This is a genomic window from Streptomyces sp. NPDC045956, assembly GCF_056430705.1.
In genome coordinates this window covers 22,008-43,723 of the sequence record NZ_JBWKKZ010000015.1, presented here as the reverse complement: position 1 = coordinate 43,723, position 21,716 = coordinate 22,008, and the positions used below count along the sequence as shown (strand labels likewise).

17 protein-coding genes are annotated in these 21,716 nt (G+C 72.6%); 9 read left to right on the top strand and 8 right to left on the bottom strand.

Annotated elements, in window-relative coordinates; all coding sequences use genetic code 11:
* Positions 1-16: 16 nt before the first annotated feature.
* The 4 genes from AC07FV_RS31515 (at position 17) to AC07FV_RS31500 (ending at position 6,052) form a co-directional block, all read left to right on the top strand.
* Positions 17-817 carry a sugar phosphate isomerase/epimerase family protein gene (locus AC07FV_RS31515; protein ID WP_479090964.1) on the top strand — a complete coding sequence of 267 codons (801 nt, stop codon included), beginning with the start codon at positions 17-19 and terminating at the stop codon, positions 815-817.
* Positions 814-2,169 (top strand): MGH1-like glycoside hydrolase domain-containing protein, encoded by a 1,356-nt coding sequence (locus AC07FV_RS31510; protein WP_479090962.1) that lies wholly within the window; start codon positions 814-816, stop codon positions 2,167-2,169. The genes AC07FV_RS31515 and AC07FV_RS31510 overlap by 4 nt, the downstream gene beginning before the upstream one ends.
* Positions 2,166-4,130: an amylo-alpha-1,6-glucosidase gene (locus AC07FV_RS31505; RefSeq protein WP_479090961.1), complete on the top strand. Its 1,965-nt coding sequence runs from the start codon at positions 2,166-2,168 to the stop codon at positions 4,128-4,130. The genes AC07FV_RS31510 and AC07FV_RS31505 overlap by 4 nt, the downstream gene beginning before the upstream one ends.
* Before the next feature lie 95 nt (positions 4,131-4,225).
* The gene (locus tag AC07FV_RS31500) at positions 4,226-6,052 is read left to right on the top strand and encodes a glycoside hydrolase family 35 protein (RefSeq protein ID WP_479090959.1); all 1,827 of its coding nucleotides are present in this window, start codon (positions 4,226-4,228) and stop codon (positions 6,050-6,052) included.
* 21 nt (positions 6,053-6,073) lie between these two features.
* On the opposite strand, the gene AC07FV_RS31495 is transcribed toward AC07FV_RS31500, so the two are convergent.
* The 4 genes from AC07FV_RS31495 to AC07FV_RS31480 form a co-directional block, all read right to left on the bottom strand.
* On the bottom strand, positions 6,074-6,514 hold the full coding sequence (locus AC07FV_RS31495) for a hypothetical protein (RefSeq protein ID WP_479090957.1): 441 nt from the start codon (positions 6,512-6,514) through the stop codon (positions 6,074-6,076).
* A gap of 65 nt (positions 6,515-6,579) precedes the next feature.
* Positions 6,580-7,308, bottom strand: a complete 729-nt coding sequence (locus tag AC07FV_RS31490; RefSeq protein ID WP_479090955.1) for a GntR family transcriptional regulator — start codon at positions 7,306-7,308, stop codon at positions 6,580-6,582.
* 153 nt (positions 7,309-7,461) lie between these two features.
* Positions 7,462-8,187: an aspartate/glutamate racemase family protein gene (locus tag AC07FV_RS31485; RefSeq protein ID WP_479090954.1), complete on the bottom strand. Its 726-nt coding sequence runs from the start codon at positions 8,185-8,187 to the stop codon at positions 7,462-7,464.
* 43 nt (positions 8,188-8,230) lie between these two features.
* Entirely contained in the window at positions 8,231-9,718 is a 1,488-nt protein-coding gene (locus tag AC07FV_RS31480; RefSeq protein WP_479090952.1) for an NCS1 family nucleobase:cation symporter-1, read from the bottom strand.
* Between the two features lie 233 nt (positions 9,719-9,951).
* Between AC07FV_RS31480 and AC07FV_RS31475 the strand changes: the two genes are divergently transcribed.
* Entirely contained in the window at positions 9,952-11,469 is a 1,518-nt protein-coding gene (locus AC07FV_RS31475; RefSeq protein WP_479090950.1) for a family 43 glycosylhydrolase, read from the top strand.
* A 151-nt stretch (positions 11,470-11,620) separates the two neighbouring features.
* On the opposite strand, the gene AC07FV_RS31470 is transcribed toward AC07FV_RS31475, so the two are convergent.
* Entirely contained in the window at positions 11,621-12,676 is a 1,056-nt protein-coding gene (locus tag AC07FV_RS31470; protein ID WP_479090949.1) for a LacI family DNA-binding transcriptional regulator, read from the bottom strand.
* Positions 12,677-12,865: 189 nt separating this feature from the next.
* Between AC07FV_RS31470 and AC07FV_RS31465 the strand changes: the two genes are divergently transcribed.
* From AC07FV_RS31465 to AC07FV_RS31450, 4 genes are all read left to right on the top strand, one after another.
* The gene (locus AC07FV_RS31465) at positions 12,866-14,230 is read left to right on the top strand and encodes an extracellular solute-binding protein (protein WP_479090948.1); all 1,365 of its coding nucleotides are present in this window, start codon (positions 12,866-12,868) and stop codon (positions 14,228-14,230) included.
* 22 nt (positions 14,231-14,252) lie between these two features.
* On the top strand, positions 14,253-15,203 hold the full coding sequence (locus AC07FV_RS31460; protein WP_479090946.1) for a carbohydrate ABC transporter permease: 951 nt from the start codon (positions 14,253-14,255) through the stop codon (positions 15,201-15,203).
* A gap of 2 nt (positions 15,204-15,205) precedes the next feature.
* The gene (locus tag AC07FV_RS31455; RefSeq protein ID WP_479090945.1) at positions 15,206-16,105 is read left to right on the top strand and encodes a carbohydrate ABC transporter permease; all 900 of its coding nucleotides are present in this window, start codon (positions 15,206-15,208) and stop codon (positions 16,103-16,105) included.
* 70 nt (positions 16,106-16,175) lie between these two features.
* Positions 16,176-17,999: a glycoside hydrolase family 2 protein gene (locus tag AC07FV_RS31450; protein ID WP_479090943.1), complete on the top strand. Its 1,824-nt coding sequence runs from the start codon at positions 16,176-16,178 to the stop codon at positions 17,997-17,999.
* A gap of 48 nt (positions 18,000-18,047) precedes the next feature.
* On the opposite strand, the gene AC07FV_RS31445 is transcribed toward AC07FV_RS31450, so the two are convergent.
* From AC07FV_RS31445 to AC07FV_RS31435, 3 genes are all read right to left on the bottom strand, one after another.
* The gene (locus AC07FV_RS31445) at positions 18,048-18,986 is read right to left on the bottom strand and encodes a TauD/TfdA dioxygenase family protein (RefSeq protein ID WP_479090941.1); all 939 of its coding nucleotides are present in this window, start codon (positions 18,984-18,986) and stop codon (positions 18,048-18,050) included.
* A 287-nt stretch (positions 18,987-19,273) separates the two neighbouring features.
* On the bottom strand, positions 19,274-20,107 hold the full coding sequence (locus AC07FV_RS31440) for a class II glutamine amidotransferase (RefSeq protein WP_479024407.1): 834 nt from the start codon (positions 20,105-20,107) through the stop codon (positions 19,274-19,276).
* A 49-nt stretch (positions 20,108-20,156) separates the two neighbouring features.
* Positions 20,157-21,635, bottom strand: coding sequence for a glutamate-cysteine ligase family protein (locus tag AC07FV_RS31435; RefSeq protein WP_479090940.1), 1,479 nt, complete (start codon positions 21,633-21,635; stop codon positions 20,157-20,159).
* Positions 21,636-21,716 lie beyond the last annotated feature (81 nt).

Genomic DNA, 21,716 nt, shown 5'->3' with positions numbered 1-21,716 from the left:
TCTCGAAAGGCCCCTCATGCTCAAGACCGCCGTCCAGGAACAGCTCCTGCCCGGGGACACCCTCCAGGCCAAGTGGGACTTCGCCCAGCAGGCCGGTTACGACGCGATCGAACTGCGCGGCAAGGGCGACCTCCACTTCGCCGCCCGCCGCGACGAACTCCGGCAGGCCCGCCAGGACGGCGTGGTCATGCCCACCGTCTGCGTGGACATGCTGCACTTCCTCGGCGCCTTCGACGACGACCTGCGCCGCGACGCCGTCGCCCAGATGAAGTCCCAGCTCACCGTCATCGCCGAGATCGGCGGCGTCGGCGCCCAGACCCCCGCCTCGTACGGCATGTTCTCCCGCCGGCTGCCCCCCTTCGAGCCGCCGCGCACCGAGACGGAGGACCGCGAGGTGCTCCTGGACGGGCTGGCCGAACTCGGCGAGCACGCCCGCAAGGAGGGCGTCACGCTCTTCCTGGAGCCGCTCAACCGCTACGAGGACCACATGGTCAACCGGCTCGACCAGGCCGCCGACCTGATCCGCGCCGTCGGCCTGGACTCGGTCCGGATCGGCATCGACAGCTACCACATGAACATCGAGGAGACCGACCCCGCGGCCGCGATCCTCGCCCACGCCGACGTCATCGGCCACGCCCAGGTCTCCGACTCCAACCGCTTCCAGCCCGGCGCCGGACACCTCGACTGGCCCGCCTGGCTCGGCGCCCTGCACACCATCGGCTACGACGGACACCTCGCCCTCGAATGCCGGCTGACCGGCGACCCCGTCGAGGCCGTGCGCTCCGTCCCCGCCTTCCTCAAGAGGTCCGGCGCGTGAGGACCGCCCCGAACCTCCTGGACCGGCCCGCGCCCGCCGCGCCCGCAGACCTGACCCTGCGGCGCGGTGCGGCGCGGGTCCTCATCGACAACTGGACCGGCGCCTCCACCGTCCCCTCCCGCACGCTCTACCCGCACCAGTGGAGCTGGGACAGCGCCTTCATCGCGATCGGTCTGCGCCACCTCTCGGTGCGCCGCGCCCAGCGCGAACTGGAGTCCCTGCTGGCCGCGCAGTGGGCCGACGGACGCGTCCCGCACATCGTCTTCAACCCCGCGGTGGCCGCCGACGCCTACTTCCCGAGCCCCGACTTCTGGCGGTCCGGCCGGACCGCCGGCGCCCCTGCGGCGGTCGAGACCTCCGGCATCGTCCAGCCGCCCGTGCACGCCCTGGCGGCGTGGCTCGTGCACCGGGCGGACCCGGCGGAGTCACGGCGCCGCGGCTTCCTCGCCCGGGTCCAGCCCCGTCTCGCCGCCTGGCACGACTACCTCCTCACCCGCCGCGACCTCGGCGGCGGGGGACTGGCGGCCGTCGTCCACCCCTGGGAACCCGGCATGGACAACAGCCCCTGCTGGGACCGGGCCCTCCAGCGGATCGAACCCAGCCCGCCCGACAGCTTCCGGCGTGCCGACCTCGACCACGGCCACCCCGCCGACCGGCCCACCGACCTCGACTACGGCCGGTACGTCCGGCTGGCCACCGAGTACCGCGAGGCCGGCTACGACGACCGCGTGGTACGGCACCGGTTCGCGGTGGAGGACCCGTGCTTCAACGCGCTGCTGGTCGTGAGCGAACTGGCCCTGGCGGCCATGGCCCGCGAACTGGACCTGCCCGCCCGGCGCCACACCGAGCGGGCCGCGCGGCTGACCGGGGCGCTCGTGGACCGCCTCTGGGACGAGGAGGCCGGGCTGTTCCGGGTGCGCGACCTGCACAGCGGCACCCCGGTCGACGAGGGGAGCGTCAGCGGCCTGATCCCGCTCCTCGTCCCGCACCTGCCCGCGGACGTCGTCCGGCGCCTGCACGCCACGCTCACCGGTCCGCGCTTCAGCGCCCCGGCCACCCGGCTGGTACCTAGCTACGACCTGACCGGCCACGCCTTCGACCCGACCCGGTACTGGCGCGGCCCGGCCTGGTTCAACACCGCCTGGCTGATCGAGCGGGGACTGCGGACCCACGGCCTCCAGCAGGACGCCGAACGGCTGCGCGCCGACTTCCTCGCCCGGGCGGGACAGTCCGGATTCGCCGAGTACGTCGACCCCTCCACCGGAGCGGCCCGCGGCACCCGGCACTTCTCCTGGACCGCCGCCCTCACCCTCGACCTGCTGAGCGCCGACCCGAAGGAATGCACGCCATGACCGCGGCCGACCCCCGTGTCCAACTGGTGCGCGACGCCACGTTCGTCCGGCTCGGTGCCGGCGGTGAGATCAGCGGCACCCGCGGGTCGGCACCCGACGGGCTGTTCTTCCAGGACGCGCGACACCTCAGCGGCTGGCGGCTGACCGTGGACGGCACCGCCCCCGTCGCCCTGGTACCGGCCACGGCGGAGTCCGACTCCACCGCCACCTGCGTGCTGACCCCCGAAGGCACCCGGGACCACCCGCCCGCGTACACCGTCTTCCGGCGGCAGAGCGTCACCGCCGGCACGCTCACCGAGCACCTGAGCCTGGTCAGCAACCGGCCCGACCCGGTGACCGCCCACCTGGCCCTCACCGTCGACACCGACTTCGCCGACCTCTTCGAACTCCGCGCCGACGACCGCGACTACGCCAAGCCCGGCGCGGAGTACGAGACCCGCGACACCGCCGACGGACTGCTCTTCGGCTACCGGCGCGACGACTGGCACGCCCGGACGGAACTGACCTGCCGCCCCGCGCCGGACACCACCGGGCCCCCGCGTCCGCAGACGACCCCCACCGCCCGGACGCTGACCTGGCACCTGCCGCTCGACGGACACGGCCGGGCGGATCTGCACCTGACCGTCCGCGCACGACCGCACGGACGTCCCCGGCCCGCCTCCGCCGCCTCCGCCTCGGCCGCCGAACGGCGTCCGTCCCGGCACGGGCGCCCGGCGGCGGCCGCCCCGGACGACCTGGCACGCACCGTCGAGCGCGGCCTCGCCGACATCGACCTGCTGACGGTGCCGGTCACCGGCGTCGACGGCGACGAGGTCCACGTCCCCGCCGCCGGCATTCCGTGGTTCCTCACCCTCTTCGGCCGGGACTCCCTCCTGACCTCGTACTTCCTGCTGCCGTACCGGCCCGCGACGGCCGCGGCCGTCCTGAGCGCGCTGGCCGCCACCCAGGGGCGGCGCCACGACACGTTCAGCGGCGAGCAGCCCGGCCGGATCGTCCACGAGACCCGGCACGGCGAACTCGCCCACTTCCGGCAGGTGCCCTACGGCCGGTACTACGGCGCCGTGGACGCCACCCCGCTCTTCCTCGTCCTGCTCCGCGCCCACCACGAGGCGACCGGCGACCCCGCCCTGGCCGTACGCCTGGAACGGCACGCCCGGCGGGCCGTCGACTGGATGTTCACCGACGGCGGCCTGGAGAGGCACGGCTACCTCGTGTACACCCCCGACCCGGGCGGACTGGTCAACCAGAACTGGAAGGACTCCGCGGGCGCCGTCTGCTTCCGCGACGGCACCCAGGCCGAAGGCCCCATCGCCGTCTGCGAGGCGCAGGGCTACGCCTACGACGCGCTCCTGCGCACGGCCGAACTCGCCCTGCACGTCTGGGGGGACGAGCCGTACGCACACCGGCTCCGCGAGGAGGCCGCCCGGCTGCGGGACCGCTTCGCGAGGGACTTCTGGATGTCCGGGGCGGACTTCCCGGCCCTCGCCCTGGACGGCGACGGCCGCCAGGTGGACGCCCTGGCCTCGGACGCCGGGCACCTGCTGTGGTCCGGCATCCTCGACGCGGACCGCTCCCGCCGGGTGGGGCGCCGACTGCTGGAGCCGGACTTCTTCTCCGGCTGGGCGATCCGCACCCTCGCCGCCGGGCAGCGGCCCTACCATCCGCTGTCCTACCACCGGGGCAGCGCGTGGCCGCACGACAACGCGGTCATCGCGCTGGGACTGGCCCGCCAGGGCATGACGGACGAGGTGCGCACCGTCGCCGAGGGCCTCGTCGCGGCGGCGGCCCACCACGGGCACCGGCTGCCCGAGGTCCTCGCCGGCTACGACCGCTCCGCGACCGCCGCACCGGTCCCCTACCCGCACTCCTGCTCGCCCCAGGCGTGGGCGGCCGCCACCCCGTCGGCCCTGTGGACGGCGCTGGGCCGCGAACCTGCCGGCCCGGAGGATTGGCATCGATAACATTTACTGCCATAGTCGATCGGGTCAGCACCGGCTCCCCATGCGGGATCGCTAACAGCGGCAGCCGGGCCGGGCACGACCTCCGGAGCCCCCGAGTGACCCTCCCCAGCACCCCGCCCCCGGCCGGCCGCACCGCACGCCCGGCGGCCACCCTGACGTACGCCCGCGGCCGGCTGCTGCGCCGGGGCCGGCCGCACCGCGTCCTGTCCGGCTCGCTGCACTACTTCCGGGTCCACCCCGAGCAGTGGGCGGACCGCCTGGAACGGCTGGCGGCGCTCGGGCTGAACACCGTGGACACCTACGTCCCGTGGAACTTCCACGAACGCCGCCCCGGGGAAGCGCGCTTCGACGGCCGGCGCGACCTGGCGCGCTTCGCCCGGCTGGCGCAGGAGGCCGGCCTCGACGTGATGGTGCGGCCGGGCCCGTACATCTGCGCCGAGTGGGACAACGGCGGACTGCCGGCCTGGCTCACCGGCACCCCGGGCATGCGGCTGCGCGCCGGCCACCCGCCGTACCTCGACGCGGTCGGCCGCTGGTTCGACGAACTCGTCCCCCGGATCGCCGCACTCCAGGCCGCGCACGGTGGTCCGGTGGTGGCCGTACAGATCGAGAACGAGTACGGCAGCTACGGCGACGACCACGCCTACGTCCGCTGGGTGCGCGACGCCCTCGTCGACCGGGGCGTCACGGAACTGCTGTACACGGCCGACGGGCCCACCGAGCTGATGCTCGACGGCGGCACCGTGCCCGGCGAGCTGGCCGCCGCGACCTTCGGCTCCAAGGCCGCCGAGGCGGCGGCACTGCTGCGCTCGCGTCGGCCCGAGGAGCCCTTCCTCTGCGCGGAGTTCTGGAACGGCTGGTTCGACCACTGGGGCGAGAAGCACCACGTCCGCTCGCCGGAGAGCGCCACCCTGGAGGTGGGGGAGATCCTCGACGCCGGCGGTTCGGTCAGCCTCTACATGGCCCACGGCGGCACGAACTTCGGTCTGTGGGCCGGCGCCAACCACGACGGTGGCGTCCTGCGCCCGACCGTCACCAGTTACGACTCGGACGCCCCGGTCGCCGAACACGGCGCGCTCACCCCGAAGTTCCACGCCCTGCGCGAGCGGTTCTCCGCGCTCACCGGTCGGACGCCGCCCCGCGCGCCCGCCGATCCGCCCCTGCTCCCGCCGCGGACGCTTCCGGTGACCCGGCGGGCGGCCCTGCTGGACGCGCTGCGGGCCGTCACCGAGCCGGTGCGCGCTCCCGTGCCGCTCGGCTTCGAGGAACTCGGGCAGTCCGCCGGTCTGGTGCTCTACACCGCCCTGCCGCTCCTGCCCCGGGGCCGGCAGGAGGTGACCGTGACCGGCCTGCACGACCGCGCCCAGGTGTTCGTGGACGGCGTTCCGCTGGCCGTGCTCGACCGCGAGACCTCCTCGTTCACCGTGACCGGCACCGGGGCCCCGATCCGGCTGGAGCTGCTGGTGGAGAACCAGGGGCGGATCAACTACGGGCCGCTGCTGGGCCAGGGCAAGGGCATCCTCGGCGGGGTACGGGTGGAGCGCCGCCTGGTGCACGGCTGGACCATGCACCGGCTCCCGCTGGACGAGTGGACCCCGCACGAAACCGCCCGCGCCGCCTCGGCGGCGGAGCCCGGCGGCACGGCCGGCTTCGCGCACGCCCGACTGGACGTCACCGAACCGGCCGACACCTTCCTCGCCCTGCCGGGCTTCGCCAAGGGCTTCGTCTGGGTGAACGGGGAACTCCTCGGACGCTACTGGGAGGTCGGCCCCCAGACCACGCTGTACCTCCCCCGACCCCTCCTGCGCGCCGGCGCCAACACCCTCACCGTCCTGGAGCTGGAACGCTTCGGGGACCACCTCGCCCTCCTGGACCGGCCCGAGCTGGGGCCGGTCGAGGAGTACGTGGAGACCTTCGACTGAGGACGCCGAGCCCGTACGGCGCTACTGCGGCGTCGAGCGGGTCCGGTCGGTCCCGCCCGTGCGGGCGTGCCGGCCGCACCCGGCGTCGTGCTCCGCGCCGAGCGAGGTCCACCACCGCTCGCAGCAGCCGGCGCCCGCGGGAACGAGGGCGGCGGAGGGGCGGGTGCACTCCGGACCGTGCACCATGCCGTCGGAGTGCCGCCAGAACGCGCAGCACGGCACGAGCACGGCACCGAGCGGCTGCGGCGAGCGGGGACGGGCCAGCCGCTCGGCCCGCTGCGCCCGTACGAGCCGGCGCCGGTGCTCCGTCCGGGCGCGGGCGGCGCACCAGGCGAAGACGGCGGCGGCGTAGAGGCCGGGCAGGGCGAGCCAGGGGTGATGGGTGGCCGCGTACCCGGCGGCGACGAGGAGCAGGGCGGTGGCAACGCGGCAGGCGCGGGCGGTGCGCAGGCTCGGGGTCACGGATGCTCCCGCTGGTCGGCGACGGACAGGGCCTCGGGACATCCGTATGCCCGCTGTTCGCCGTCCTACGTGCGCGGCTGCCCGGACGGGTCCGGTTCGGGGTCCTGTCCGGGATCCGGTTCGGGGTCCTGCCCGTTGTGGTCCCGGTGCTGCTCCCGCGCCTGGTGCCCCAGGGCCGCGCTGCGGCTCGTCGACAGATGGTGGAGCACGAGTTCCTGGACGCGCTCGACGTCGCGTTCCGCGATCGCCCGGTACAGGGCCTCGTGTTCCCGCGCCACGCCCAGCAGGTCGTCGTGCTGGCCCATGAGCCACCTCAGCCGGCTGCGCAGGACGCGCTCGAGTTCGTTGAGCAGTTCGTTGGCGGCCAGGGAGATCACCGTCTGGTGGAAGTCGGCGGCCGCCCGGCGGGCCCGCACCGCGTCGCCCGCGCGGGCCGCCTCCAGTTCGGCGTCCACCGTGGCGCGCAGCCGATCCAGCCCGGCCCGCGTGTGCCGCTGGGCGGCGAGCCGGAAGCCGAGGGTCTCCAGGCCCGAGCGCACCTCGTCGAGGTCGGCGATGTCGCTCGCGGTGAACTCCCGTACCACCGCCCAGCTCCGTGGTCGCGGTGTCACCAGCCCTTCGGACACCAGGGTCTTGAGGGCCTCCCGCACGGGCAGCCGGCTCACGCCGAGGGACTCGGCCAGCTCCCGCTCCACCAGGCGGCTGCCCGGCCGTCGCGCACCGTCGACGATCTCGTCGCGCAACCGCCGGGTGACCCGCTCGGACTCGGGCACGAAGCCCTCTGACGCAGCCATCGCCGTCCTTCGTCCGTCGTCCTGTTCCGAGGCTCCCCGACGGCGCTGGTGCGGAGCGGAGTCGGCGGCCCGTCAGGATACCCGGCGACCGGCCACGGCCGGGGACGGCCGCCCGCCGGGAGCGGGGGCGCCGGGGGCGGCGGCGCGCGCGGGTCATCCGGCCTTCGGGGGCCAGTTGACGATCTGCTTGGCGCGCGGACGCGCGTAGGTGCGGACCTTGGACGTCGACAGGCCGAGGCGGACCAGCGACTCGGCGATCGTCACGGCGGCGGCGACACCGTCGACCACCGGGACGCCGGTGCGCTCCACCACCCGCTCGGCGAGACCGGCCATGCCTCCGCAGCCCAGGCAGACGACCTCGGCCCGGTCTTCCTCGACCGCACGGGCGGCCTGTTCGGTGATGGCCTCGACGGCGGCCTGCTCGTCCCGTTCCAGCTCCAGTACGGCGAGCCCGCTGGCACGCACGGAGGCGCACCGGGCGCTCAGGCCCGCGACCGCCAGACGTTCCTCGATCAGCGGGACCGTGCGGTCCAGGGTGGTGACGACGGAGTACCGGCGGCCCAGGAACTGGGCGGTGCTGGCGGCCGCCTCGGTGATGTCGACGACGGGGACGTCCAGCAGTTCCTGGAGCCCCTCCCTGCCGTGCTCGCCGTATCCCGCCTGGATCACCGCGTCGTACGGCCCCGGGTGGGCGCGGACGGCCTCCATCACGGCGACCGCGGCGAGGTAGCTCTCGTAGTTGCCCTCGACGGACTCCGCGCCGAAGGCGGGCGTGAGGGGGACGATCTCGGTGCCCGGGGAGGCCGCGCCGGCCGCCTGCCTGCCGATCGCGTCGGTGATGGACTGCGTGGTGTTGACGTTGACCACGAGGATGCGCATGGGTGGGCCTTCTGCTCGGACGGGAGGGGCGCGGGGGGCGGTGCTATTCCGCCGCGACGGCGATGGCCTCGCCGTCCACGTCGCGGATCGGGGAGGCGCGGTCGGCGATGGCCGCGTACAGGGCGGCGGCGATGATCGCGCCGACGAACCAGGAGAACCCGGCCGCCGCGTGGAAGAAGGGCACCAGGGCGACGACGACGGCGATCGCCGCGGCGGGGACGAAGGCGGCGACGGCCCGCGGGTTGTATCCGCGGCGGTAGTGGTACTCGGCGCCCGCGTCCTCCGTGTAGAGGGCGGGCACGTTCACCCGGGACTTCCGCAGCAGCCAGTAGTCGGCCATGATCACGCCGAACAGGGGCCCGAGCAGGGCGCCGAGCCCGCCGAGGAAGTAGTTCACGACGACCGGGCTGTTGTAGAGGTTCCAGGGCGTGATGACCAGGCCGAGGACCGCGCTGACCAGGCCCGCCCGGCGGAAGTCGAGCCGGTGCGGGAAGAGGTCCACCAGCGCGTAGATCGGCGCGACGAAGTTGGCCAGCAGGTTCACCGCCACCGTCAGGGCGATGAGGGCGAGCGAGGCGACGGCCAGCAGGAACATGTGGGGGACGGTCCGGACGATGTCCGTCGGACTGGTGATGACGTGCCCGTCGAGGGAGAACTGGGCGCCGCTCAGCACCGCCACGATGCCGGCGAAGAAGAGCATGTTGACCGGGATGCCGATCACGTTCCCGCGCACGATGGAGCTCCGGCTCCTCGCGGACCGGGTGAAGTCGCAGAAGTTCAGCACGAACGTCCCGTAGATCACGACCCAGAGGGCCGCGGCCTGGAGCACCTGGAGCCACATGGCGCCGCCGGTGAGCGGGTCGCCGTCGGACAGCGAGATCGAGCCGTCCGCGCGGACGAACATCCACACCGCGAGGGCGCACATGGTGAGCAGCGTGGTGGGCGCCGCGACGGCCATGTAGCGGCGGATCATCTGCATCCCGTAGCTGACGATGAGCACCTGGAGCGCCCACAGGGCCAGGAAGGTGATCCAGCCCAGCGTCGACTGTCCGAGCAGGGAGTTCGTGTCGAGGCGGGCCAGACCCGGGAACAGGGCGATCAGCAGGGTGCTCAGCACCGCCGCGGCGAGGTAGGTCTGGATACCAAACCAGGCGATGGCCACGGCACCCCGCACGGCGGCCGGGAGTTTCGCCCCTTTGATGCCGAAGGCGATGCGGCTCATGACCGGGAACGGCACGCCGGTCTTGTGGCCCATGAAGCCGGACAGCGTCAGCAGCAGGAAGAGCAGGACCGACGCGAGCGCGAAGGCGGCGAGGATGCCCCACACGTTCAGCCCGAGGGCGAACAGGCCGATGGCGAAGGCGTAGTTGCCCAGGCTGTGGACGTCGTTGGCCCAGAGGGTGAAGACGTTGTAGGCGCCCCACCGGCGCCCTTCCCTCTTCGTGGGGGCCAGGTCGTACGTGTAGAGGCCGGAGCTGGTGACGGTGTCGCTGGTCTCCGTGGGCGAGCGGCGGTCTTCCAGGGCAGTCATACGGGACTCCTGGGATCAGGTGCGGGAGAGGTGGAGATTTCCACAAAGCGGAAGTGGCGTTCCGATGAACTGAACGTAGTTTTCGCCGAACGGCACCGTCAAGAGGTGAGTCCCAAAATGGAATACCATTTTTGCGGCCGTTGACAGGGGGGTGACCCGTCCCTAGCCTGACGCCCCGTCATTACATCGATGTAATGCGTCATCGATGTGAAGCGCCGCGGAAAGGACTTCCCGTGCTTCCCAGCCCTCCGCACCCTCACCGGACCCGTGTCGGCCCACTCCTCGCCGCGCTCCTGGGGCTCGTCCTGGGCCTGCTGCCCGCGCTCGCCTCACCGGCCGACGCGGCGGCGCCCCCACCCGCGCCGCGCACTGCCGACGCGGCGGCACCGCCGGCCGCACCACGTGCCGCCGACGCGGCGGCCGGCACCTTCCGCAACCCGCTCAACACCGGGCCCGACCCCTTCCTGACGCACTGGAAGGGGAACTACCACCTGACGACGACGCAGGGCGACAGCATCCGGATGTGGCGCTCCCCGTCGCTCGGCACCCTGGCGACCGCCGACCCGATCACGGTCTGGACGGACTCCGACCCGTCCCGCAACCGGAACTTCTGGGCCCCGGAGTTCTACCGCTTCGGTGACCGCTGGTACCTGTACTACACGGCCGACGACGGCGTCGACGAGCACCACCGGCTGTACGTCCTGGAGTCGGAGCGCGACGACCCGGCGGGCCCCTACCACTTCAAGGCCAGGCTCGCCCCGCCCAACCACGCGGACGACTTCGCCATCGACGCGGGCATCCTCCAGCTCGGCGGCCGGCTCTACCTCGCGTACAGCGGCATCAACCGGTACCAGCACAACGGGCTCAACATCGCCCCGATGGCCAACCCGTACACCGTCTCCGGTGACGCGGTCGCACTCGACGCGGCCGGCGGCTGCCCCGAGGTGCGCGAGGGCCCGGAGTTCCTGTACCGGGGCGGCCGGGTCTGGATGACGTACTCGGCCTGCGACACCGGGAAGCCGGACTACCAGGTCTGGATGATGTCGATGCCGCTGGGCGCCGACCCGCTCGTGCCGGGGAACTGGCGGCAGCACCAGGGCGCGGTGTTCTCGCGGGCCGACGACCGGGGGGTGTTCGGGCCGGGCCACCATGCCTTCTTCACCTCTCCGGACGGCACCGAGGACTGGATCGTCCACCACGCCAAGACCACGTCGGTGAACACCTACAGCAACCGCACGACCCGGGCGCAGAAGTTCACCTGGCGGGCCGACGGCAGCCCCGACCTCGGCCGTCCCCTCGCCCTGGGGGCCACCCAGGACCTGCCCTCCGGCGACCCCGGCTCCGGCACCTACTGGATCAACGACGACGGCCGGTCGAGCGGCCCGGGCGGCGTCGCCTACACGGGCGCCTGGAACTCCGGCAGGGGCTGCGCCACCCAGTGCTTCTGGGGCGACGACCACTGGAGCGACCGGGCCGGTGCCACGGCGGTCTTCTCCTTCACGGGCACCCGCATCGCCCTGCTCTCCGTCGAGGACACCGGCAACGGCCACGCGGCCGTCAGCGTCGACGGCGGCCCCGAGCAACGGGTGGACTTCCACGGTCCGATCCGCGTCGGGGAGGCGGTGCAGTACGTCAGTCCGCGGCTCCCGTACGGCGCCCACACCCTGCGGGTCCGGGTGACCGGAGAACGCAGCCCCGGCTCCGCGGCGTCGTTCGTGAGCGTCGACCGCGCCGAGGTCTACGTGAACTGACGCTTCCGGCCGGCCGACCCGCACACAGGCGCCGTAACGCCCACACGCCGGAGCCGTAACGACCCGCACGCCGGAGCCGTCATCGGCCCGCCGTGCCGGTCGGCCGCCCGCGAGGTCGGAGCGGCCGTCGGCCTCCGTGCTCTCCCGTGGGTCAGACCCGTCGCCGGCCCTCCGTGCTCTCCCTCAGGACGAGCCGGTGGGCCACGATGCGGTCCTGGGGCGAGAGCACGCCGGACCCGGCGCTCCCACTTGCGCCGTCCGCTCCCGTCGCCTCCTCGATGCGGTGCTGGAGCAACTGCACGGCGACCTTGGCCACCGCCGCCTTGTCGGGCGCCACCGTGCTCAGCGTCGGCACGGAGTACCGCCCGCCCTCCACGTCGTCGAAGCCGATGACGGCGACGTCCTCGGGCACCCCGACCCCGTGCTCGTGCAGGGCGCGCAGGGCGCCCAGCGCCAGCTGGTCGTTGAGGCAGAGCAGCGCGTCGGGCCGGGCACCGCTCGCCAGCGCCCGCGCCACCGCCTCGGCGCCGTCGGGCATCCTGAACGAGCCGACCGGCAGCAGGGCGGCCGGATCGTAGGCCAGACCGGCTTCCCCGAGGGCGGCGCGATAGCCGCGGGTGCGGGCCTGGGCCGTCCCGAGGCCCGGGTCGTCCCGCCCGCCGACGGCGAGCACGGTGCGGCGGCCGAGACCGATCAGGTGCGCGGTCGCCTCGCGCGCGGCCCGCTCGTTGTCGATGGCCACGTGGTCGGCGCCCTCCTCCAGCAGTTCACCGAGGAGCACGGTGGGCGGGGCGCCCGCGCGGTCGCGCAGGTCGTCCGCCGTCAGCGCGAGCGGGCTCAGGATGATCCCGTCCACGAAGGTGGAGCCGAACCCGGCGAGCGCCGCCAGTTCGTGGGCGCGGTCCGCCCCCGACTGGTGGATGAGCACGGTCAGGGAGCGCTGCTCCGCCTCACGGATCACGTGCCGGGCCAGCTCGGCGAAGTACGGGACGTCCAGTTCGGGAACGACGAGGGCGATGATGCCGGTGCGGCCCTTGCGCAGATGACGGCCGGCCAGGTTCACCCGGTAGCCGAGCTGTTCGATGGACTCCCGCACGACCCGTCTGGTCCGGTCGGAGACATGGGCGTAGTCGTTGATGACGTTGGACACCGTCTTCTCCGACACCCCCGCGTGACGTGCGACGTCCTTGATCCTGGGCCGTGCCACCGAGACCTCCCTGCCTCATCCGCGCCGCCCGAGTCTATGTCCCCTCCTTCCGCCGGCCCGAGCGGAGGTCGACGGGGCGGCGGCCGCTCCGGCCGCCGCCGCACTTCCACGGCCCAGCTCTTTACAGCCAATGTACATCGATGTAAAAACTAGCCACCGCATCAGCGTCCGACCGTCGAAAGGTCCGCGATGAGTTCCCGTCTGCCTGCCCGCGAGGTGGAGGCGGCGTCCGATCCCGTACGCCGTCTCAGCCGCCGTCGGCTTCTGCGTCACACCATGGCCACCGCGGGAGCCCTGCTCGCCGCGGCCCCCCTGTCCGGCTGCTCCTCGCCGGCCTCCGCCTCCGGGGAGTCCTCACTGAGCGTCTGGGACCTGTTCCAGGGCGGCGACGGCATGCTCATGGACGACATGATCGAGGCCGTGTCCCGGGGGGCCGGGGGGTTCGACGTGGACCGGACGATCCTGGACTGGGGCCCGTCCTACTACACGAAACTCGCCATGTCCGCCGCGGGCGGCCGCGCCTCCGACGTCGCCGCCATGCACCTGTCCCGGCTGGCGGGCTACGCGCCCGGCGGCCTGGTGGACCCCTTCGACCTGGACCTGCTCGCCGAGTTCGGCGTCACGCCGAAGGACTTCGCGCCGGCGGTCTGGGGACGGACGCAGCACGAGGGCGCGGTCTACGCCGTCCCGCTCGACGTCCACCCGTTCATCGTGTTCTACGACAAGGAGGCCGCGGACACCGCCGGCCTGCTGGACCCGTCGGGCGAACTGGCCCCGATGGGGTCGCCCGAAGCCTTCCTGGACGCCGGCAAGGCACTGGCCGAGGCGACCGGGCAGGCGGGCATCCTGTTCGGCCACGTCACCGACACGGCGCAGAACTGGCGCCTGTTCGCCGCCCTCTACGCGCAGACCGGAGCCGCGTTCACGCTGCCCGAGGGCGGCCCCCCGGAGATCGACGTGGACGCCGCCGTACGGGTCGTGACGTTCATGACGCAGCTCTTCGACGGCCGCACCAACCCGGCCGCCCTGGACTACAACGGTGCGCTGGCCGCCTTCACCAGCGGCCGCGGCGGCATGGCGATGCTGGGGGAGTGGGAGCTGCCGACGCTGAAGAAGGCCGGTATCCCGCTGGGTGCCGCCGCCTTCCCCCAGGTCTTCGACGAACCGGCGGTCTACACCGACAGCCACAGCTTCGTCCTGCCGCACCAGAAGGACCCCGACCCGGCACGGCGCCGCGAGGCCCACCGGTACGTGGCGGAGATGCTCAAGCAGAGTCTCACCTGGGCGAGCGCCGGCCACATCCCCGCCTACCAGCCCGTGCTCGCCGAGCCCGAGTACGCCGCCCTCGATCCGCAGTCCTCCTACGCGGGCGCCGCGAAGGTGGCGGTCCTCGACCCGCCGAACTGGTTCGCCGGCGCCGGTTCGAACTTCCAGAACCGCATGTGCCAGCCGCTCCAGTCGGCGCTGCTCGGCAACACGTCCGCCGAGAAGGCGGTGCGCCAGATGGTCCGCGAGGCGGACGCGCTGCTGCGGCAGCCCAACCCGGTTGCCTGACCAGGCCGAAGGAGTGACCGACGTGACCACCACCGCACCCCCCGGCGCCGAGGCACCGGCCGACCCGCCCGCCGCCCCCACCGGCGGCCGCGACCGAGCCCTCCCGCGCCGGATCTGCACCACCCCGAACACCGGGTTCCTCTTCGTCCTGCCCTTCCTGCTCGTCTTCGTCCTCTTCCTGGTGTGGCCCGTCGTGCAGGGGCTCTGGATGAGCTTCACCGACACCTCGCTCGCCCTGCGCGACACCGCCTTCGTCGGCTTCGACAACTACACCGAGGCCCTCGGCGACCCGGACGTGTGGAGCAGCCTCGGCAACACGGTCTTCTTCACCGCCGTCTCCAGCGTGCCGCTGGTGCTGGTCGCGCTGGCGATGGCGCTCCTGGTGCACAGCGGACTCGCCGGGCAGTGGGCGTGGCGACTGGCCTTCTTCGCCCCCTACCTGCTGCCGGTGACCGTGGTGACCCTCATCTGGACCTGGCTGTACCAGCCCGACCTCGGCCTCGGCAACCAACTCCTCACCACGCTCGGCCTCGACTCCGTCGGCTGGCTCTCCGACGAGTCCGTCGCCATGTGGTCGATCGCCGCCCTCACCGTGTGGTGGACGGTGGGCTTCAACTTCCTGCTCTACCTCGCGGCGCTCCAGTCCCTCCCGTCGACCTTCGACGAGGCCGCGGCGCTCGACGGGGCCGGCGCGTGGCGGCGCCTGTGGTCCGTCACCCTGCCGCAGCTGCGCAGGACGACGGCGCTGGTGGCCATGTTGCAGATCCTCGCCTCGCTCAAGGTGTTCGACCAGATCTACATCCTCACCAAGGGCGGGCCGGGCGGCTCCACCCGCCCGGTCCTGGAGTACGTCTACGACGTCGGCTTCACCGGATACCGGCTCGGGTACGCCTCGGCGATCTCCTACCTCTTCTTCGCGCTCGTCATCGTCGTCTCGCTCGTGCAGCTCCGCCTCTTCCGCCAGGAGGACTGACCGTGTCCGCAACCGCCCCCACCGTCCGCGCACGGCGCCGTCCCCCGCGGGAAGCGGCCGGCTCCCCGCTGCTCCTCGGCCACGGCCGACTGCCCCGCGTCCTGGCCGGCACGGCGCTGGCCGTCCTGGCGGCCCTGTGGCTGGTGCCCTTCGTCTGGGCGATCGCCACCTCGCTCCAGAGCGAGCAGGACGTCTCCACGCCCGGCCTGTCCCCGCTCAAGGGCGCCTTCACCCTGGACGCGTACCAGCAGATCCTGGAACGCGGGAACGTGGCCGTCTGGGCCTTCAACAGCTTCCTGATCGCCGGCCTGGTCACCCTGCTCACCGTGGTGGTCTCCACCCTCGCGGCGTACGGCTTCTCGCGCGGCACCTTCCGCGGCCGCCGCGCCCTGCTCGCGGTCACGGTCGCCGCCATCATGATCCCGCCGCAGCTCCTGGTGGTGCCGCTCTTCGAGCAGATGCTCCTCTTCGACCTGGTCGACACCTATGCGGCGGTCATCCTGCCCCAGGTCGTCGCGCCGATGATGGTGTTCATCCTGAAGCGGTTCTTCGACGGTATCCCCCGGGAGCTGGAGGAGGCGGCCCGCATCGACGGCGCCTCCGAGTTCCGCGTCTTCCGGTCGGTCGTGCTGCCGCTGTCCCGGCCGATCGTGGCCGCGGTCGCGATCTTCGTCTTCATCGGGGCGTGGAACAACTTCATGTGGCCCTTCATCGTCACCAACGACCCCGGCCTGATGACCCTCCCGGTGGGCCTGGCCACCGTGAAGGACGCCTACGGCATCCAGTACGCGCAGTCCATGGCCTCCGCGCTGCTGGCCGCGCTGCCGCTGATCGTGGTCTTCCTCCTCTTCCAGCGCCGCATCGTCAACTCCGTCGCCACCACCGGCCTCGGCGGTTCCTGACCCTCGCCCGACCCGCTGTACACCCGGGACCGGCGTTCCCGCGCCGGCCCACCGATCGACTGGAGCATGTGTGCCCACTCACTCCGTACCGCGCCCGGAGTACCCGCGCCCGCAGTTCGTGCGCCGTGACTGGCTCAACCTGAACGGCGCCTGGCAGTTCGAGACCGACCAAGGCGACAGCGGGCTCGAACGCGGCCTCCTCGACCGCGAGCTGCGGGACGAGATCCTCGTCCCCTTCCCGCCCGAGTCCGAGCTGTCCGGCATCGGGGACACCGACTTCCTGGAGGCCGTCTGGTACCGGCGGACCCTCCGGCTGCCGACGGCCTGGGCCGGACGCCGGGTCCTGCTGCACTTCGGCGCCGTCGACCACGACGCCACCGTCTGGGCCGACGGCAGGGAGGTCGCCCGGCACCGCGGCGGCTTCACGCCCTTCACCGCCGACCTCGGCGACATCGCGGGGGCGGGGGAGGAGGTCGTGATCACCGTCCGGGCCCGCGACCCCAGGACCGGCCCGCAGGCCCGCGGCAAGCAGGCCGTCCAGTACGCCAACCACGACTGCAACTACACCCGGGTGACCGGCATCTGGCAGACCGTCTGGCTGGAGCCCGTCCCCGACCTGCACCTGCGCCGCCCCCGGATCACCCCCGACCTGGCCGGTTCCGCCTTCCACCTGGAACTGCCCCTGTCCGGCAACCGCCCCGGCCACCGGGTACGCGCCGTCCTCAGTGACGCCGACGGCGAGGTGAGCCGCGCCGAGGCACGCGCCGACCTGGACCTCGCCCCGCGCCTCCACCTGCCCGTGCCGGACGACCGACGGCGCGAGTGGGGACCGGCCGACCCGCACCTGTACGACCTGCGCCTGGAACTCCTGGACGCCGCCGGGCAGGTCGTCGACACCGCCGAGAGCTACGCCGGCCTGCGCGCCGTGGGCCTGCGCGGCAAGGCCGTCACGCTCAACGGACGTCCGCTGTTCCAGCGCCTCGTGCTCGACCAGGGCTGGTACCCGGACGGGCTGATGACGGCCCCCACCGACGCGGCCCTGATCCGGGACATCGAGCTGGGCATGGCAGCCGGCTTCAACGGGGCCCGGCTGCACCAGAAGGTGTTCGAGGAGCGCTTCCTGTACCACGCCGACCGCCTCGGCTACCTGGTCTGGGGCGAGTTCGGCGACTGGGGCTGCGAGACCGGCGGCTCCTCCGGCGACAACCAGCAACCCGACGCCTCCTACGTCGCCCAGTGGCTGGAGGCCCTCGAACGCGACTACTCGCACCCCTCGATCATCGGCTGGTGCCCGCTCAACGAGACCTACCAGAAGCTGCACGACCGCATCACCGCGCTCGACGACGTCACCCGGGCCATGTTCCTGGCCACCAAGGCCATGGACGCCACCCGCCCGGTCGTCGACGCGTCCGGCTACGCCCACCGGGTCGCCGAGACCGACATCTACGACTCCCACAGCTACGAGCAGGACCCGGCCGCCTTCCGGCAGTTGATGTCCGGCCTCGCCAAGGACGCCCCCTTCGTCAACGCCTACGAGAACGGCGCCCCGTACTCCCTGCCCTACCGGGGGCAGCCGTACTTCGTCAGCGAGTTCGGCGGCATCTGGTGGGACCCCGAAGCGGCCGCCGACCGGTCCGGCGAGGACCGCACCGAGTCCTGGGGCTACGGGGAACGGGTCCGCGACGAGGACGAGTTCCACGAGCGGTTCGCGGGCCTGACCGGAGTGCTGCTGGGCGACCGCGACATGTTCGGCTACTGCTACACCCAGTTGACCGACGTCTTCCAGGAGCAGAACGGCATCTACCGCTTCGACCGCGGCGACAAACTCGACGTCGCACGCATCCGCGCCGCACAGCTGCGGCCGGCGGCGATCGAGGAGCAGGACCCGGCCTAGCCCGGAAGCGGGGCCGCGGGCGGACCCACGCCCGCGGCCGCGCCGGGGTCAGAAGGGACGGTCGCCCTCGATGGCGACCCGTTCGGCGACCCGGCGGTCGGAGCCGTAGTCGCCCACGGCGTAGTGCTGCGTGGCGCGGTTGTCCCAGAAGGCGACGTCGCCGGGCCGCCAGCTGAACCGCACCTGGTACTCGGGGACGTGCGCCTGCTGGAACAGGAAGCGCAGCAGACGGTCGCTCTCGTCGCGGTCCAGGCCGGTGATGCGGGTGGTGAAGGAGGCGTTGACGAACAGCATCCGCCGCCCCGTCTCGGGATGGGTGCGCACGACGGGGTGCTCCACGGGCGGGAAGGCGTCCTGATGGGGGATCAGGCGCTCGGGCCCGTAGAACCTGGCGAAGCCGGGAATGAAGTCGTGCACGGCACGGGCCCCGTCGACGCGGTCCTTCACCTCCTGGGGGAGGTTGTCGTAGGCGGCCGCCATGTCCGCCCACAGGGTGTCCCCGCCGAACGGCGGCACCTCGCGCAACTGGAGGACGGCGCCGAGCGCGGGCCGCTCGCGGAAGGTGACGTCGGTGTGCCAGACGTTCTCGTAGGTCGGGGTGGCGGCGTCGGCCTTGTCGAAGCGGACCACGTCCTCGCGGGAGCCGGCCGCGAGCAGGGGGTTGGTCTCCAACTCGCCCCAGTGGCCGGCGAAGGCGCGCTGCTGGTCGGAGCTGAGGTGCTGGGCGCGGAAGAAGAGCACCTTCCACTCCAGCAGAGCGCGGTTCAACTCCTCGCGCAGACCGGCACCGAGCGGACGGGAGAGGTCGACCCCCCTGATCTCGGCCCCGATCGTGCGGGCCAGCGGGACGACGGCGAAGTGCGCGTAGGGCCGTTCCACCCACCCTTCGGGCAACCGGCGCAGGACGCGCCGTCCCTCGTACATCCCGTCTCCCGGAATGCGTGCTGCGCGCAGGCCGGTGGTCGGGCCGGCAGCCGTGAGGGTCATGGGAGTCCTCCCCTTGGTACGGCGGTACGGGTGGCGCCCGGCCACGGCGCGACGACGTCGGCGCAGGGTGGCCGGGGAGAGAAAGTGCTCCGGGCTGTACACCGGAAGGGACACCGGAGGGGCCGCGACGCACGACGCGTCGAGCCCTCGGTCCGTGTGCGGCCGTTATCGGCCGGAACGCTCACAACCGGTTCGCTCGGGCACGCGGGGACACTCCGCCGTGGTGCCGAACCGGTATGTGGTCATGGCACCGATTGTGTGATCTTCGCCCGCCGATGTCAACGGGGTCAGACGGGCTGCGGAACGAAGGGGAGCATGGCGTCGCCCTCCGGCTGGACGACGCCGTAACTGCTCTCGGGCACCTTGTTCCAGACTCCCGGCAGATCACCGAGGGGTTCCGACACGATCAGCCGGGTGTCGTCGGACGCCTCCCGGAGGAAGGGCAGGTCGGGATGGAGCGCGCGCAGGCTCTCCACGGCCGAGCTGTAGTAGAGCGACCGCGAGTCCTGCTGGCTGGAGTAGCGGAAGGCCCACAGCCGTCGCCCCTCGGTCACGGCGACCGTCATCTGCAGCGGGTACTCCACGTGGTGCTCGTGCCCGATCTCCTCCACCAGCCCGGCCATCCGCGCCACGGCCCCCGGCGGATCGTCCTCCAGACCGAAGGTGAGGGCCAGGTAGAACATCATCTCCGAGTCCGTCGACCCCTCGATGTCCAGGAAGAGCCGCGGATCGACGGCCAGGGCGAGATCCCGGCGCAGCCGGTGGAACTCCGCGATCGCACCGTTGTGCATCCACATCCAGCGGCCGTGCCGGAAGGGATGGCAGTTGGTCTGCTGCACCGGGCTCCCGGTGGAGGCCCGGATGTGCGCGAAGAACAGCGACGAGCGGACATGGCCCGCGATCTCCCGCAGGTTGCGGTTGCTCCACGCCGGACCGATCTCCCGGACGATCGCGGGCGTCTCCATCTCCGGACCGAACCACCCGACGCCGAACCCGTCCCCGTTGGTCGTCTCGACGCCCATCCGGGCGTGCAGGCTCTGGTCGATCAGCGAGTGCTCGGGCCGGTAGAGGATCGTCTCGAGCAGCACCGGCGTTCCGGAGTAGGCGAGCCATCGGCACATCGTCTCCAGCCTCCCTGGTCCCCGGCGTCCGAGCACGGGGCGTCGCAGCTCAGTCGACCGGCCAGGTGTGCACCGGGGCGTTGAGATGCATGTAGTCCATGTACTGCTGGGTCATCCGCCGCAGCGCCTCGTGCCGCCCCGGGCGGGCGGTCGCGTCGATGTGGTGGAACATCTCCTTCTGCCACACCGCGCCGTTGCGGCCGGTGACGCACCGCTGCTCGATGATCCCGAGCAGCGGCTCCCGCCAGGCCGAGTCCATCCCGGACAGCTCCAGCCCCCGGTGCGCCAGCGGCAGCAGCCGCCGCAGGACGAGTTCGGGCACGGTCACCTCGCCGGTGCCGGGCCAGTACAGCCGCGCCTCGATGCCGTGCCGGGCCGCGGTGTGCAGGTTCTCCTCGGCGACGGAGAACGACATCCGCGACCACACCGGCCGCTCCTCCTCCACCAGCGCACGGGTGAGCCCGTAGTAGAAGGCGCCGTTGGCGAGGGTGTCGGCGACGGTCGGGCCGGCGGGCAGCACACGGTTCTCCACCCGTACGTGCGGCACGTCGTCCGCCACCGCGTACACGGGCCGGTTCCACCGGTAGATGGTGCCGTTGTGCAGCGTCAGCTCACCCAGCTCGGGGATGTCGCCGCGGTCCAGCGTCTCCACGGGATCCTGGTCGTCGCAGAGCGGCAGGAGCGCCGGGAAGTAGCGCAGGTTCTCCTCGAAGAGGTCGAAGACGCTGTTGATCCACCGCTCCCCGAACCACACCCGGGGCCGCACGCCCTGCGCCTTGATCTCCTGCGGCCGCGTGTCGGTCGCCTGCTCGAACAGCGGGATACGGCTCTCGTGCCAGAGTTCCTTGCCGAGCAGGAAGGGGGAGTTGGCGGCGAGCGCGACCTGGACGCCGGCGATGGCCTGGGCCGCGTTCCAGTAGTCGGCGAACTCCTCGGGGGACACCTGGAGGTGGAACTGCGTGCTGGTGCAGGCGGCCTCGGGCGTGATGGTGTCCGCGTACGTCCGCAGCCGGTCGACGCCGTCCACCTCGATGTGCAGGTCCTCGCCCCGCGCCGCGAAGACCTGGTCGTTGAGCAGCCGGTAGCGCGGGTTCTCCGACAGGGCGGCCTCGCCCACGTCCGACTGGCGCAGCGTCGGAAGGGTGCCCACCATGATCAGGTGCGCTCCGACCGAGTTGGCGCCCTTCTCCGCGTGGTTCAAGGCGGCCCGGATCTCGGTTTCCCAGGCATCGGGGCCCCCGGCCGTCAGCCGCCTGGGCGGGATGTTGATCTCCAGGTTGAACCGGCCCAGCTCGGTGGACCAGGCGGGGTCCGCGATCGCTTCGAGGGCGTCGCTGTTTCGCATGGCGGGCTCGGCCCGGTCGTCGACCAGGTTCAGCTCGATCTCCAGACCCACCTGGGGCCGCTCGGTCTCGAACCGCGACTCGCGCAGCATCTGCGCGAAGGCGTCCAGGCACTCCTGCATCTTGATCCGGTACCGGCGGCGGTCCTCGCGGGTGAAGACCAGCGCCGGGACGTCCCGTCCCATCGGTCCTCCCGGGGTCGCCTTCGCGGACACGTCTCCACCCCAGCGTCGCACCACCTGGCGCCCCCCACCAGACGGGACGGG

Excerpts from the sequence above, each read along its gene's own strand:
- AC07FV_RS31515 (WP_479090964.1), top strand. The coding sequence starts at position 17 with ATGCTCAAGACCGCCGTCCAGGAACAGCTCCTGCCCGGGGACACCCTC.
- AC07FV_RS31505 (WP_479090961.1), top strand. The coding sequence starts at position 2,166 with ATGACCGCGGCCGACCCCCGTGTCCAACTGGTGCGCGACGCCACGTTC.
- AC07FV_RS31490 (WP_479090955.1), bottom strand. The coding sequence starts at position 7,308 with ATGGCTGCGTCAGAGGGCTTCGTGCCCGAGTCCGAGCGGGTCACCCGG.
- AC07FV_RS31485 (WP_479090954.1), bottom strand. The coding sequence starts at position 8,187 with ATGCGCATCCTCGTGGTCAACGTCAACACCACGCAGTCCATCACCGAC.
- AC07FV_RS31480 (WP_479090952.1), bottom strand. The coding sequence starts at position 9,718 with ATGACTGCCCTGGAAGACCGCCGCTCGCCCACGGAGACCAGCGACACC.
- AC07FV_RS31465 (WP_479090948.1), top strand. The coding sequence starts at position 12,866 with ATGAGTTCCCGTCTGCCTGCCCGCGAGGTGGAGGCGGCGTCCGATCCC.
- AC07FV_RS31445 (WP_479090941.1), bottom strand. The coding sequence starts at position 18,986 with ATGACCCTCACGGCTGCCGGCCCGACCACCGGCCTGCGCGCAGCACGC.
- AC07FV_RS31440 (WP_479024407.1), bottom strand. The coding sequence starts at position 20,107 with ATGTGCCGATGGCTCGCCTACTCCGGAACGCCGGTGCTGCTCGAGACG.
- AC07FV_RS31435 (WP_479090940.1), bottom strand. The coding sequence starts at position 21,635 with ATGGGACGGGACGTCCCGGCGCTGGTCTTCACCCGCGAGGACCGCCGC.